At 70.1% G+C, this 13,321-nt stretch carries 16 protein-coding genes; 2 read left to right on the top strand and 14 right to left on the bottom strand.

The window, feature by feature from the left end; genetic code table 11:
* Window positions 1–2 precede the first annotated feature (2 nt).
* Entirely contained in the window at window positions 3–1,106 is a 1,104-nt protein-coding gene (locus BLQ91_RS00750; RefSeq protein WP_090094634.1) for a glycosyltransferase, read from the bottom strand.
* Complete coding sequence (locus BLQ91_RS00745; protein WP_281199203.1) at window positions 1,103–2,161, bottom strand: glycosyltransferase family 4 protein; 1,059 nt, start codon at window positions 2,159–2,161, stop codon at window positions 1,103–1,105. Before BLQ91_RS00745 ends, BLQ91_RS00750 begins: the two co-directional genes overlap by 4 nt.
* A 159-nt stretch (window positions 2,162–2,320) precedes the next feature.
* Between BLQ91_RS00745 and BLQ91_RS00740 the strand changes: the two genes are divergently transcribed.
* Window positions 2,321–3,154 carry an inositol monophosphatase family protein gene (locus BLQ91_RS00740; protein WP_090094633.1) on the top strand — a complete coding sequence of 278 codons (834 nt, stop codon included), beginning with the start codon at window positions 2,321–2,323 and terminating at the stop codon, window positions 3,152–3,154.
* Here the strand turns inward: BLQ91_RS00740 and BLQ91_RS00735 are convergent.
* The 8 genes from BLQ91_RS00735 to BLQ91_RS00700 all read right to left on the bottom strand — a co-directional run bounded on the left by BLQ91_RS00735 (window position 3,139) and on the right by BLQ91_RS00700 (window position 8,649).
* Window positions 3,139–3,768, bottom strand: a complete 630-nt coding sequence (locus BLQ91_RS00735; protein WP_143022474.1) for a hypothetical protein — start codon at window positions 3,766–3,768, stop codon at window positions 3,139–3,141. The genes BLQ91_RS00740 and BLQ91_RS00735 overlap by 16 nt on opposite strands.
* A 118-nt stretch (window positions 3,769–3,886) precedes the next feature.
* Complete coding sequence (locus BLQ91_RS00730; RefSeq protein WP_090094631.1) at window positions 3,887–4,393, bottom strand: PI-PLC domain-containing protein; 507 nt, start codon at window positions 4,391–4,393, stop codon at window positions 3,887–3,889.
* Between the two features lie 98 nt (window positions 4,394–4,491).
* Window positions 4,492–5,547, bottom strand: coding sequence for a 1,2-phenylacetyl-CoA epoxidase subunit PaaE (gene paaE, locus BLQ91_RS00725; RefSeq protein ID WP_090094630.1), 1,056 nt, complete (start codon window positions 5,545–5,547; stop codon window positions 4,492–4,494).
* A gap of 1 nt (window position 5,548) precedes the next feature.
* Entirely contained in the window at window positions 5,549–6,040 is a 492-nt protein-coding gene (gene paaD / locus BLQ91_RS00720; protein ID WP_090094629.1) for a 1,2-phenylacetyl-CoA epoxidase subunit PaaD, read from the bottom strand.
* A complete protein-coding gene (gene paaC, locus BLQ91_RS00715) occupies window positions 6,037–6,921 on the bottom strand; it encodes a 1,2-phenylacetyl-CoA epoxidase subunit PaaC (RefSeq protein WP_090095893.1) in 885 nt (294 codons plus the stop codon). Before paaC ends, paaD begins: the two co-directional genes overlap by 4 nt.
* A gap of 64 nt (window positions 6,922–6,985) precedes the next feature.
* Window positions 6,986–7,270 (bottom strand): 1,2-phenylacetyl-CoA epoxidase subunit PaaB, encoded by a 285-nt coding sequence (gene paaB / locus BLQ91_RS00710; RefSeq protein WP_090094628.1) that lies wholly within the window; start codon window positions 7,268–7,270, stop codon window positions 6,986–6,988.
* Window positions 7,267–8,208 carry a 1,2-phenylacetyl-CoA epoxidase subunit PaaA gene (paaA, locus tag BLQ91_RS00705; protein ID WP_090094627.1) on the bottom strand — a complete coding sequence of 314 codons (942 nt, stop codon included), beginning with the start codon at window positions 8,206–8,208 and terminating at the stop codon, window positions 7,267–7,269. The genes paaB and paaA overlap by 4 nt, the downstream gene beginning before the upstream one ends.
* Before the next feature lie 9 nt (window positions 8,209–8,217).
* Window positions 8,218–8,649, bottom strand: coding sequence for a DUF3592 domain-containing protein (locus tag BLQ91_RS00700; protein ID WP_245732911.1), 432 nt, complete (start codon window positions 8,647–8,649; stop codon window positions 8,218–8,220).
* 78 nt (window positions 8,650–8,727) lie between these two features.
* Between BLQ91_RS00700 and BLQ91_RS00695 the strand changes: the two genes are divergently transcribed.
* Entirely contained in the window at window positions 8,728–9,960 is a 1,233-nt protein-coding gene (locus BLQ91_RS00695) for an isochorismate synthase (protein WP_090094625.1), read from the top strand.
* Here the strand turns inward: BLQ91_RS00695 and BLQ91_RS00690 are convergent.
* The 4 genes from BLQ91_RS00690 to BLQ91_RS00675 form a co-directional block, all read right to left on the bottom strand.
* On the bottom strand, window positions 9,957–10,130 hold the full coding sequence (locus tag BLQ91_RS00690; protein WP_090094624.1) for a DUF397 domain-containing protein: 174 nt from the start codon (window positions 10,128–10,130) through the stop codon (window positions 9,957–9,959). The two genes, BLQ91_RS00695 and BLQ91_RS00690, sit on opposite strands and share 4 nt — an antisense overlap.
* A complete protein-coding gene (locus BLQ91_RS00685) occupies window positions 10,105–10,953 on the bottom strand; it encodes a helix-turn-helix domain-containing protein (RefSeq protein WP_090094623.1) in 849 nt (282 codons plus the stop codon). The genes BLQ91_RS00690 and BLQ91_RS00685 overlap by 26 nt, the downstream gene beginning before the upstream one ends.
* 71 nt (window positions 10,954–11,024) lie before the next feature.
* A complete protein-coding gene (locus BLQ91_RS00680; RefSeq protein WP_090094622.1) occupies window positions 11,025–11,774 on the bottom strand; it encodes an SDR family NAD(P)-dependent oxidoreductase in 750 nt (249 codons plus the stop codon).
* A gap of 42 nt (window positions 11,775–11,816) precedes the next feature.
* Window positions 11,817–13,316, bottom strand: coding sequence for a M1 family metallopeptidase (locus tag BLQ91_RS00675; RefSeq protein WP_090094621.1), 1,500 nt, complete (start codon window positions 13,314–13,316; stop codon window positions 11,817–11,819).
* Window positions 13,317–13,321: the final 5 nt, after the last annotated feature.

Raw genomic sequence — 13,321 nt, 5'->3', positions numbered from 1 at the left:
GATCATCTCCAGGGCACCTCCAGGGCGGTGAGCATGCCGGTGACGGCGGTGTGCCACGGGTACTGCTCGGCGCGGGCCCTCGCGGCCTCCCGCGAGCCCGTCGCCAACAGGTGCCGGGCCGCCGTCGCGAAGGCCGCGGCGTGGTCGGGGACGGCGGCGCCGCACGAGGGCTGGACGATCTCCTTCAGGGCGCTGCTCCTGCTGACGACCACCGGCGTGCCGCTGGCCAGGGCCTCCAGGGCGGCCAGGCCGAACGTCTCGTGCGGGCCCGGCGCCAGGGAGAGGTCGGCCGAGGCGAGGAGGGTCGCCACGTCCGAACGGGACTTCACGAAGCCCAGGAACGTCACCGGCAGACCGGCCGCGCGCTTCTCCAGGGCGGCGCGCCGGGGGCCGTCGCCGGCGATCACGAGGCGGGCGGAGTGGCCCTGTTCGTGGAGCTCGGCGAGGGTGTCGACGGAGCGTTCGACGTGCTTCTCCGGCGACAGCCGTCCACAGTGGATCAGCAGGTTCTCGCTGCCCTGCAACAGGTCTCGCCGCAGGCTCGCGGAGTGGCGGGTCGGCGTGAACGTGTCCAGGTCCACTCCGAGCGGGACCCGGGTGACGTTCGTGGCGCCGATGCGGTCGAACTCCTCCCGTGCGAAGCCCGTCGTGCAGACCACGGTGTCGTAGGAGGCCGCCATGCGGCGGTTCGCCCAGTCCGCGACCGCGACGGCCCGGGGTTCGGGGAGGACGAACCGGAGCAGGCGGTCCAGGCGTTCGTGGGAGATGACCACGTTCGGGATGTCCCGTTCGCCCGCCCACGCCCCCATGCCGCGCAGGGTCAGGCGGTCGGAGACCTCCAGGCGGTCCGGGCGGAGGTGGTCGACCAGCGTCTTCACCCGCCACGGGTCGACCACGCGGTAGCCGCCCGTGCACGGGATCTTGACCGCGGGCAGGGTGATGCGCCGGACGCCGCCGGGGAGCTCCTCGTCCGCGTGGCGGGCACCCGGCACGACCAGCACCACCTCGTGGCCCAGCTGCGCGTAGCCGGTGCCGAGGTGGTGCAGCGCCGTGCGGAGGCCGCCGGACTTCGGTCCGTAGAAGTTGGCGAGCTGGACGATCCTCAAGCGGCCGCCTGGTGGGTGAGTCCCATGACCGCCGCGTAGTGGCCCATCAGCTGCTCGCACACCGCGGGCCACGTGCGGGTGAGCACCGACCTGCGGGCGGCGACGCCGAACCGCTTGCGCAGCAGCGGGTCGCGCAGCAGGTCCACGTACCGGACGATGTCGTCCTCGAACAGGTACCCCGTGCGGCCGTGGCGCACCAGGTCGCGCGGGCCGCCCGCGTTCGGGGCCAGCACCGGCAGACCGGTGGCCAGGGCTTCCTGGACGGCCTGGCAGAACGTCTCGTGCGGGCCGGTGTGGATGAAGACGTCCAACGACGCGTAGGCCTCCGCCAGCTCCTGGCCGGTGCGGAAGCCCAGGAACTCGGCGTCCGGCATGTCCTCCTCCAGCTGCTCGCGGTCCGGGCCGTCGCCGACGATCCGCAGCTTCACGCCGGGCAGCCCGTGGAGCTCCTTGAGCCGGTGGACCTGCTTCTCCGGGGCCAGGCGGCCGACGTAGCCGATGGTCAGCTCGTCGTTGTGCCTCGGCCGCGGGTGGAAGAGGTCGACGTCGACGCCGCGGCCCCAGCGGTGCACCCGCGGCACGCCGTGCCGCTCCAGCGCCTCGACGGCCGAGCTGGACGGTGCCAGGGTGCGGTCGGCGAGGGTGTGCAGGCGCTTGGTCCACCGCCACGCGGCGCGCTTGGTGAGGCCGAGGCCGTAGTTGCCCGCGAACCCGGCCACGTCGGTCTGGTAGACGGCCACGGTCGGCACGTCGAGCTTGCGCGCGGCCCTGAGGCCGTACGCGCCCAGCACGAACGGCGACGCGAGGTGCACGACGTCGGGCCGGAAGCCGGCGAGGGCGTGCAGCACTCTCGGGCCCGGCACGCCGATGGGGAAACTGGTCACCAGCGGCACGTCGACGGAGGGGACCCTGACGACGGGCGTGCCGTGGTGGGAGTCCTCGCCGGCGCCGGGTGCCACGACGAGCGCCTGGTGGCCGCCGCGGCGCAGGTGCTCCAGCACGCGGAGCACGGAGTTGGTGACGCCGTTCACCTGGGGCAGGAAGCTCTCGGTCACGATCGCTACTCGCACACCGACACCCTGAGGTGCCCGCATGAAGTCCGCGTGACGCGGGATTTGCCGCGGGCAGAACACCTCACGTCGTGGCCAGGTGATCGTCGGTTCGTCATCTGCGCTTCGGTTCCCGGACACACGACGCGGTGAGACTAGGCCAGCATGACCGTCTTGTCGTCCCGTCCCGCGCACCCGGTAGACCCCGGCCTGGTGTCCATCGCGCTGGAGGTGGCCGGTCGCCTGGCGAACGACGCCTCGGACGTCATCATGGCCACCGCCGGCCGCGGCGTGCGCCCGGACTCCGGCGAGTCCCCGTTCGACTGGGTCACCGACACCGACCACACCCTGGAACGCCACACCCGCCGCGTGCTCACGGCGGAATTCCCCTCGATCCCCGTGTTCTGCGAGAACACCGACGCCGACGTCCCCGGCGACTCGGAGTTCCGCTGGGTCGTCGACCCCGTGGACGGCACCGCGAACTACACGGCGGGCATGCCGTGGTGCGCCTACAGCCTCGCCCTGGTGGACCGCTGGGGTCCCGTCGTCGGCGTCGTCGCCGACCCGTACCGCTCGCAGATCTACGCCGCCGCGCGCGGCCGTGGCATGCGCGCGAACGGCACCCCCGTCCGCCTCGCCGAACGCCAAGGCGACTCTCTTGTCGTGTGCACCGAGATGACGCGTACCGGTCCGTGGCAGGGCATGGGTGAATTCATCTCCACGGCCGCGATAGCCGGCACGGGCGTGCGCGTCCTCGGCTCGAAGTGCCTCGCCGTCGCACAAGTGGCGCTGGGTCACGTGGCCGCAGCCGTGCTGCACGGCTACCACGAGTGGGACGTCGCCGGTGCAGTGTCACTGGCCGTGGAGTCAGGTGCGGTCGTGCTCGACAGACGAGGCGAGGGTGCTCAACTGCCCGTGGACGGCTTACTGGTGGCGGCCCCGGACGCGGCCGACGAGGTGCTCGCCTGGTGGCAGTCGGCGCTTCAGGCCGACAGCTGAGGCAGCTGCTTCTCCAGGAACTCGAGGTGCGTGCGCGCCTCGTCCAGCTCGGGGTGGTCGAACATCTGCAGGGCGACGCGCCCGACCTCGTTCTCGAACTGGTGGAAGTCGTGCGTGGCCTTGAGCAACCGCTGGTAGACGGGGTGCTGCCGGTCGACCGCACCCAGCGCCCGCCCGAGCTGCGCGATGCCGCGCACGTCGTCGAGCTCCCCGGCCAGCTGCTCGCTGATCCGCCGCAGCCACTCCTTGGCGGGCGAGTTCGGCACGGTCTGCACCGCGGCCGCCACCCGGCGCGTCGACTCGGCACAGCGTTCGACCAGGTCGGACCACATGTCGTAGGGCTGCTGCGGGATCGGCGGGTGCATCGGGCGCGGAGCGGCGCGCGGGCGCTGCACCGAGCGGCGCAGGAAACCGACACCGGTGCCGATGACCGTGCCGGGGACGCCGCCGAACAGCAGGGCGACCATCAGGATCGCGACGAACGTGACCAGGGCGGACGCGGGCGGCTTGCCGCTCGTGTTCGGCACGGCCAGGTCGATCGCCAGCGTGAGCGCGCCCATCAGCAGGGTGCCGATGCCGGCACCCCAGAGCGCTGAACGGGCCACAACCCCCATGCCACGTGATCGTGCCATGTTCTTCGACCGTTCGTGGACCATCTGGTCCACGGATTGCATCCTGTTGCTGCTGTAGTTCTTCTTGCCGGTTCCAATAGGAGCCGGAAGTGGACCCGGTTCACCGTCCGGACGGTCGGTTGCCGGGTTTCGCGCTTTCCGGGCACTGGTCGAGCCTGACCACCGCGTCGAGCATCGGCTGCACGCGTTGCCGCCAGTCACCTCCCGCTCCAAAGCACCAGGCGAGAGCGTCGCTCACCCACAGGACAGGGTTTTCCGCAGGCCGCAGGTGCTCGTAGGTGAACGGCTCGTCCACCTTCGCCAGCACGGCGGCCAGCGTCTGCCTGTCACGCACGTCCTGGTGCGCGCAGCTTTCGATCGCCAGCCGGGTGACACCGAGTTCCTGGAGCCAGGTCGCGGCGGCCGACAGGCAGAGCCCGCGTGCCCGGATGTCATCGGAGTCGCGCACCGTCCACACCGCCGCTCGGACGCCCAGCTCACGCAACCGCGAAACGAGTTCTCGCCTGCGCGGGTCGCTCTCCTTCTTGAAGTGGACACGGCGCTGACCGGGCCTCACGAGCCGTCGCAGGGACGAGCGGAGCATGTCCAGTTCACGCGGTCGCACCACGACAGCGACGATCAAATAGGTCGTGCCGCGACGCGATTCGTCCAAAAACCCATGCCACATGAACCACATGGCCCCAAAGGAGCAACGGACTACTCTGTTCAGGCGTCGAAGTCGACCGTCACGCACTCGCTGGTCGGCACCGCCTGGCAGGTGAGCACGAACCCGGCGGCCACCTCGGACTCGTCGAGCGCGTAGTTGCGCCGCATCTCGACCGTGCCCTCCGTGACCAGCGCACGGCACGTACCGCACACACCGCCCTTGCAGGCGAACGGCAGGTCGGCGCGCACGCGCTGGGCGGCGTCCAGGATCGGTTCGTCGGCCGGGAGCGGCAGGGTCGTCGACCTGCCGTCGAGGACGACCGTGACGGAGGCGGCGGCGTCGACCACGGCTTCCGCGCGGCGGGGAGGGGGTGGGGGCTCGTCGACGTAGAAGAGCTCGTGGTGCACGCGTTCGGGAGCTACGCCGCGATCACGCAGCACGGCTGTGGCGTCCTGGACCATCTCGTACGGGCCGCAGAGCCACCATTCGTCGATGGCGTCGAACGGGACGACGCTGCCGAACAGCGCTGTCAGCTTCTCGGCGGTCAGGCGGCCGGTGAAGAGCTCCACGTCGCGCGGTTCGCGGGACAGGACGTGGATCAGCTGGAACGTCGCCGGGTAGCGGTCCTTCAGGTCGGCGAGCTCGTCGGCGAACATCACCGTGTTGGTGCTGCGGTTGCCGTACAGCAGGGTCACGCGGGCGCCGGTGGCGAGGACCGTGGCGGCGATCGACAGGGCCGGGGTGATGCCCGAGCCGGCGACGACCAGGCCGTGGTGGGTGCCGGTGCCGGACGGCGTGAACCTGCCCAGCGGCGGCAGGACCTCGACCACGTCGCCCGGGACCAAGCGGTCCACGAGCCACGTCGAGAACTGGCCGCCGTCGACGCGGCGGACGCCGATGCGCGGGGCGGCGCCGGCCGGGGCGCAGATCGAGTACGAGCGGCGTTCGTCGCCCCGGCGCAGGGTCAGGTACTGGCCCGCGGTGAAGGCGAACTCGTCCGCCAGGTCGCCGGGCACGTCGAAGGTGACGGCCACGGCGTCGTCGCAGAGGCGGTCGACGCGGGCGACGGTGAGCTTGTGGAAGGCAGCCGCGCGTTTTCCGGTCTTGGACGACAACTCAGATCTCCTTGACGTGCTCGAACGGTTCGGAGCAGGCGTTGCAGCGGCGCAGGGCCTTGCACGCCGTGGAGCCGAACCGCGAAATCTCCGAGGTGTTCGGCGAGCCGCACTGCGGGCAGGCGACCTGGCGGGACGGCGGGACCAGGTTCAGCGGGACCGGGCCGGCGACGGACGGGCCGATGCGGGACGGCGGGGCGATCCCCGCCGCGGACAGCTTCGACCGGCCCTCGGCGCTGATCCAGTCCGTGGTCCAGGCCGGGGACAGCGACAGGCGCACCTCGACCTCGGAGAACCCCGCGCCGAGCAACGACCGGCGCAGGTCGGCGCCCATCTCGTCGATCGCGGGACAGCCCGAGTAGGTCGGGGTGATGGTGACGACGACGCGACCGTCCACTTCGGACACGTCGCGGAGCACGCCGAGGTCCGCCAGCGTGAGGACCGGGAGCTCCGGGTCCCGCACGGCCGACGCGACCTCCAGCGCCGTCGTCACCAGACCGCTCCGGGCAGCGAACGGTGCAGGTGCTGCATCTCGGCGAGCAGGTAGCCCATGACCTCGGTGTGCACGCCGTCGCGACCCGCCATGCCCGCGACGCGGGCGGCCTTCGTGTCGGCGGGACGCGTCAGGCCCGCGGCGGAGAGCACCGCCTCCAGCACACCGTCCACTTCGGACCGCAGCGACGCCGGGTCGACGGCGACACCGCTCAAGCGCGCCTCGACGGGGTGCGTCGCGAACAGCTCGTCCACGAACGGCCAAACGCGCTCCAGGCCCGCCTGCATGCGGCGGTGCGACTCGTCGGTGCCGTCGCCGAGGCGGACGGTCCACTGGGCCGCGTGGTCGCGGTGGTACGCCAGCTCCTTCAGGCCCTTCTCCGCGATGGCGGCGAGCACCGGGTCGGCTGAGCCGCGCAACCGCGAGAAGAGCGCGAGACGCCACGACGAGAACACCAGCAGGCGCGCGATGGTCGCCGCGAAGTCGCCGCCGGGGCCGGGACCGCAGTCGATCTCGGCGAGGTGCACGTTGCGGAACTCGCGTTCGTCACGCAGGTACGCCAGCTCGTCCTCGGTCTTGCCGAGGACCTCACCAGCGCGCGTGAGCAGCATCCTGGCCTGACCGAGCAGGTCCAGCGCGATGTTGGCGAGCGCGATGTCCTCTTCGAGCTCGGGGGCGCGCGAGCACCACTCCGCGAGCCGCTGCGAGAAGATCAGCGCGTCGTCGCCGAGCATCAGGCAGTACGAGGCGAGGGCGTCGCGGTCGACACCGGCCGGGAACTCGCGGTCGACGCCGGACAGGGCCTCGGAGAAGCCCGTTCCGAACGCCCAGTGCGCGTCCTCACCACCCAGCAGGGACTCGTAGGCGTTGTCGAAGCTCATCAGGCCACCCATTCGCGGGGTGAGGCGTTGTCACTGTGTTTTGCGGGACACCCGCACCCGAGTTTCATAGGTGCGGCACGTCCTCGGGAATCGCGTAGAACGTCGGGTGCCGGTAGACCTTGTCCCCGGACGGCGCGAAGAACGGGTCCTTCTCGTCCGGCGAGGAGGCCGTGATCTCCGTGGCGGGCACGACCCAGATCGACACGCCCTCGTTGCGGCGCGTGTAGACGTCACGGGCGTTGCGCAGCGCCATCTCGGCGTCCGGCGCGTGCAGCGAACCGACGTGCACGTGGTTCAGGCCGCGCTTGCCGCGCACGAACACTTCCCACAGGGGCCAAGTCGTGCTCACGCGGCACCTTCCTTCGACGGGGCGTGCTTGGCGGCGTGGGCGGCCGCGGCTTCGCGGACCCACGCGCCGTCCTCGTGCGCCTTGCGGCGGTGGGCGACGCGCTGCTCGTTGCAGACGCCGCCACCCTTGACGACCTGCCAGAACTCGTCCCAGTCGGGCGAGCCGAAGTCGTACTGCCCGCGCTCTTCGTTCCACTTGAGCTCGGGGTCGGGGAACGTCACGCCGAGCGCCTCGGCCTGCGGCACGCTCATGTTCACGAACTTCTGCCGCAGCTCGTCGTTGGTGTCGCGCTTGATCCGCCACGCCATCGACTGCTCGGTGTTCGTGGACTCCGCGTCCGGCGGGCCGAACATCATCAGCGCCGGCCACCACCAGCGGTTCACCGAGTCCTGCACCATGTCGCGCTGCTGCTGGGTGCCGCGCATCATCGTCATGAGCAGCTCGTAGCCCTGACGCTGGTGGAACGACTCTTCCTTGCAGATGCGGATCATCGCGCGCGCGTACGGCCCGTAGGACGTGCGGCACAGCGGCACCTGGTTGCAGATCGCGGCACCGTCGACCAGCCAGCCGATGACACCGACGTCGGCGAACGTGAGCGTCGGGTAGTTGAAGATCGAGGAGTACTTCTGGCGGCCCTCGATGAGCTTGGTCGTCAGGTCCTCGCGGTCGGCGCCGAGCGTCTCCGTCGCCGAGTACAGGTACAAGCCGTGACCGGCCTCGTCCTGCACCTTCGCCAGCAGGATCGCCTTGCGCCGCAGCGAGGGCGCGCGGCTGATCCAGTTGCCCTCCGGCTGCATCCCGATGATCTCGGAGTGCGCGTGCTGGGCGATCTGCCTGATCAGGGTCTTGCGGTAGCCGTCGGGCATCCAGTCGCGCGGCTCGATGCGCGCTTCGGCCTGCACGGTGCGCTCGAAACGCAGCTCCAGGTCATCCGCCATACCCCGATGTTACACCTGAGTGCCGATTCTGCGTAGAACTGTCACAACCGCGGCGATGACGATCCAGACGGACACGAGGAAGGTTCCGACGGGGAGCAGGCTGAGCACGGCCGTCCGGCCGGCCACGCGGGTGAGCTCCGGGTTCGTCTGGTCGTACTCGACGCGCACGTTGTCCCCGACGTTGAGCCCCTGCGGGTACAGGACTCCCTGGGACGGGATGATCACACGCCCGTCCGGTGTGGCGTAGCGCACAACAGTTCTGTTGAAGGTGACGGAGTCGACCTGCGCGACCGCCTGCCCCATCGACCGCTCGATGGCCACGTCGTCGCGCCAGCACGCGATGGGCAGCAGCACGCAGACGAGCGTGATCACACCTCCGACGACGAACAAAACCCGGCAGACCGCACGGCGGACGCGAACACCGCGGGGCGTCTTGGTCACTGCGTCCTCCACCACAACTGAGAAGTCTAGAGCCGGGCGGGTGCCGCACTTTCAGGTTGAGGTCCATACAGTCGGACTGTGACCTCTGCACCGACATCGAGAGCTCGGCAGCGAATCCGCGTCCGGTCCAGGCGCGACACCGCAGGCGACCTGCTCGGACTGCTGCCGGACCCGGAGCGCGCGCTCGCCTGGGTGCGCGACGGTTCCGGCCTGGTCGGCTGGGGCGAGGCCGCTCGGTTCGAGGTCAGCGGCCCCGACCGGTTCGCGCAGGCGGACAGGTGGTGGCAGGAGTTCGTGTCACACCTCGACGTCGACGACCCGCTGGGCGTGCCGGGCAGCGGACCTGTGGCGTTCGTCTCGATGGCCTTCGCCGACGACCCCGGCGACTCGGTGCTGATCGTCCCCGAGGTCGTCGTCGGCCGCCGCAACGGCGAGCAGTGGATCACCACCATCGGCGCCTCGGACCCCGCGCCCCTGGTCGCATCTCTCTCGCGGCCTTCCGCCGTCCGCTACTCGAACGGTCAGCTGCCGGTCACGCAGTACCGCGAGGCAGTGCGGTCGGCCGTTCGGCGAATGCGGTCCGGTGAACTGGACAAGGTCGTGCTCGCGCACGACCTCATCGCCACGACCGACCGCCGTCTGGACCAGCGCTTCGTGCTGCAGGGGCTCGCGCGCCGGTACCCCGAGTGCTGGGCCTACGCCGTGGACGGCCTCGTGGGCGCCACGCCCGAGTTGTTGTTAAGGCGGACCGGTTCCGTGGTCGACTCACGGGTGCTGGCCGGCACCACCTGGCCGCACGACGGCGTTTCGGACGAGGAGCTCGCCGCGGCGTTGATGTCGTCGGAGAAGAACCTCGAAGAGCACGACTACGCGATCACCTCTCTCGCGGAGACGTTGCGCCCTTTTTGCACGACCATGTCCGTCGAGGGACCGTCCGTTCTGCGGCTGCCGAACGTCTCGCACCTGTCGTCGGACGTCATCGGCACCCTGGAGTCGCCGACATCGTTGCTGCACCTCGGTTCCGCGGTGCACCCGACCGCCGCCGTCGGCGGAACGCCCCGGCTGGACGCGACCCAGTTGATCGCGCAGTTGGAGGGGATGGACCGCGGGCGGTACGCCGGGCCCGTCGGGTGGATCGACGGCAACGGCGACGGCGAGCTCGGGATCGCGCTGCGGTGCGCGCAGATCTCCGGGTCGACGGCGCGGTTGTTCGCGGGGTGCGGGCTGGTGGCCGACTCCGATCCGGACATCGAGGTGCAGGAGGCGCACGCCAAGATGCGGCCCATGCGTGAGGCCCTCGAAGGGCTTTAGACCAGGTCGACGAACACGCGCCAGGCCGAGGTGCTGAACGTCAGCACCTCTCCGGCTGCGTTCTTCGAGTCGCGGACATGCGCGTCGTGCTGGAGCGACACCTCGACGCAATCACCTTCCGGCGTGCCGTTGCTGTAGGTGCTCTTATGCCAAACGCGATCCTCGGCCATCGAGATCCTCTCGCAGAGGGCTGACGTACTCCGCCAGCTTCCTCCGCGATTGTTCCTCATCCAAAGCGACTTCAGCCAAGCGGTTGAAGATCAGCCGCGTCCGCGCGATAGCTCCTCGGTCCTGCACGAACACTTGCGTCAGGTCGGTCTCGGTGTAGGCGATCGGCATCGCCTTCTCGTACTCCCACAAACGCACGCCGGCCGAGTTGACGATCATGTTCTCCGGCACGACCCGGACGATGTGCGCGTTGAACAGCAATTGGAGGTACTGGTCCTCCATGACCTGGGCGTCGCCAACCTGCTGGCGCAGAGCCAACTCGTGGATGTAGAAGAGGCAGTCCGGCCGGTCGTGGCGGCGCAGGACCGCCTGACGTTCCATGCGCGACCGCACGAGCGCGGGAATCCGCTCCTCGACGGCGATTCCGGCCGCCCGGAACAACGCCTCCGCGTACAGCTCGGTTTGCAGCAAACCGGGCACCGTGAGCGTGTCGTAGTTGAGCATCGTTTGGGCCGTGGACTCGGCCATCGCGAGCGTGCGCACGTTGTCGGGGACCTGAACGATGTACTCCTCGAACGCGTTGCGGTAGCGCCGTTTGAAGTCCTCGAAGAAGTCGAGGTCCTTGCCGCACATCGTCAGGAACTGCACGAGGTCGATCTCGCTCGGCCGCGCCTTGCCGCGCTCGATCGTCGAGACCTTGCTCGGGTCCCAGCCGAGGCGCGCGGCCACCTCGTGGCCTTTGAGGTTCGTGCAGGTCTCGCGCAACCGCCGCAGTTCGTCGCCCAGGTCGCGGCTGTACGCGGTGGAGGGGGTGCTTGGTGCCATAGCCCCCGACGTTATGACTTGGACCTGTTCCACGATACGGGCTCGTTCGGGTGAAAACGGACGCCCCGGGGTCAGCCGTGGGGGCCTCCGCTGACGTAGATGACCTGGCCCGTCACGTAGTCGGCGTCCTCGGCGGTGAAGAACAGGACGGCGCGGGCGATGTCGTGCGGTGTGCCCACGCGGCCCCGTGGGATCGAGTTGCGCTGCACCTCGACGTGTTCGTCGAGGGTGCGGCCCGCGCGGGCCGCGGAGACCTTGGTCATCTCCGTGACGATGACGCCGGGGCCGATGGCGTTCACGGTGATGCCGAACGGGGCGAGGTCGAGGGCGGTGGCCCGGGTGAAGCCCTCGACGCCCGCCTTGGCGGCGACGTAGTTGGCGCGGTCGCTGTCGACGAGGGCGGAGATGCTGGAGATGTTCACGACGCGGCCCCACCCCGCTTCGCGCATGGCCGGTGCCGTGGCCTTGAGCATCAGGAACGCGCCGCGCAGGTGGGTGTTCACCACGGCGTCCCAGTCGGACAGCGGCATGTCGAGGACCATGTTGTCCCTCGCGAAGCCGGCGTTGTTGACCAGGATGCCGACCGGGCCGAGCCGCGCCGCCACCTCGGCCACGGCGCTGGTCACGGCGTCGGGGTCGCTGATGTCGGCGAGCACGGGCAACGCCGTCCCGCCGGACGACGTGATCTGCTCGGCCACGGCGCGGGCACGGTCGGACACGTCCACGACGGCGACGTGGTGGCCTTGGGCGGCAAGGGCTTTCGCCGTTCCGGCGCCGATTCCGGAACCGGCGCCGGTGACGAGCGCGACACGAGGGGTCATGGTTCGATCGTGCTCGTCACCGGGTCCGGAACGCCACCGGGTTTACCTGTGCGCGTCCAGCAGCTCGTGCGTCAGCTGGATCTTGGCGCGCGACTTCGGCTCGGCCGCGACGGAGAGCGACCTCGACGCGTCGGCCGCGCGGCCGGGTGCCTCCGCGGGCTTGCCCTTCGTGAACAGCCAGGTCTGGAAGAGCTGGTCCAGCTGCTGACCCGAGACCCGCTCCGCGAGTGCGGTGAACTGCTCGATCGTCGCGTCCGAGTACTTCTTCTCGGCGACCCAGGTGCGCAGGATCTCGAAGAACTTCTCGTCACCCACGGCGACGCGCAGCGCGTGCACGGCCAGGGCGCCGCGGTCGTAGACGGCCCCGTGGAACACGTTGGAGGAGCCGGGGTCGCCGGGCAGGACGTTCCAGAACTCGCTGTCCGCCGGGTACGAGTCGTAGACGAAGTCGGCGTTCTCCTGGGCGGTGCCCTCACCGACGTGCTCGGACCACAGGAACTCCGCGTAGGAGGCGAAGCCCTCGTTCAGCCAGATGTCGCGCCAGTGGTGCACCGACACGGAGTCGCCGAACCACTGGTGCGCGATCTCGTGCGCCACGACGTAGGTGTTGGCGCCACGGCGGAAGAAGCCGTCGTCGTAGGTGGAGCGGGTCTGGTTCTCGAGCGCGTAGCCGAGGTCCGGCGTGACGACGCCGCCCTGCGCTTCGAACGGGTACGGGCCGAAGTTGTCCGCCAGGAACTCGGTGACCTCGGGCGTGCGCTCGACGCTGGCGCGCGCGGGGTCGGCGTTGGCGCCGAGGCGGTCCGAGTAGGCGTTCACGACCGGCTGGCCGTTCGGCGCGGTCGACTGGCGGACCTCGAACTGGCCGATGGTGAGGAACGTCAGGTAGGTCGCCTGCGGCTTGGCGCTGCGCCAGTTCCAGCGGGTGTAGCCGTTGATCTGGCGGGTGGTGCCGAGGAAGGTGCCGTTCGAGATCGCCTCGACGCCGTTCGGGACGGCGACGTTGACGTCGAAGGTGGCCTTGTCGGTCGGGTGGTCGTTGGACGGGAACCACCAGGAGGCGATCTCCGGCTCGCCGATGGCGAGGGCGCCGTCGGCGGTCTTCGTCCACGCCGTGAAGCCGTTGCGGTCCTTCACGGTCGACGGGCTGTCCGCGTAGGTGACGACGATCGTGAGGTCCTGGCCCTTGCGCACGCCGCCGCGCGGGGTGAGCGTGAGCTCGCCGCCGTCCGAGACGAACGACGCCGGCGCGTTGTTGACCCGGACAGACTTCACCTTGAGCAGGAAGTCCAGGTTGAACTGGGTGAGGTCCTGGGTGGCCTTCGCCAGGATCGTCGTCGTGCCCGAGAGCTGGTCGCCGGTCGGGGTGTAGTTGAGCCTGATGTCGTAGTGGGAGACGTCGTACCCGCCGTTGCCGTAGAACGGGAAGTACGGGTCGCCGGCTCCGGGAGCACCGGGGGACGCCGCCAGGGCCGTCCCCGCGAAGAGCGTCATCGCGGCCGCGGACGCCACCGCGGCCGTTGCCTTGGATCTGATCGCCATGCGGC

The organism is Lentzea jiangxiensis (assembly GCF_900104175.1).
Classification (GTDB): domain Bacteria; phylum Actinomycetota; class Actinomycetes; order Mycobacteriales; family Pseudonocardiaceae; genus Lentzea; species Lentzea jiangxiensis.
This window is presented reverse-complemented; position numbering and strand designations above follow the sequence as displayed.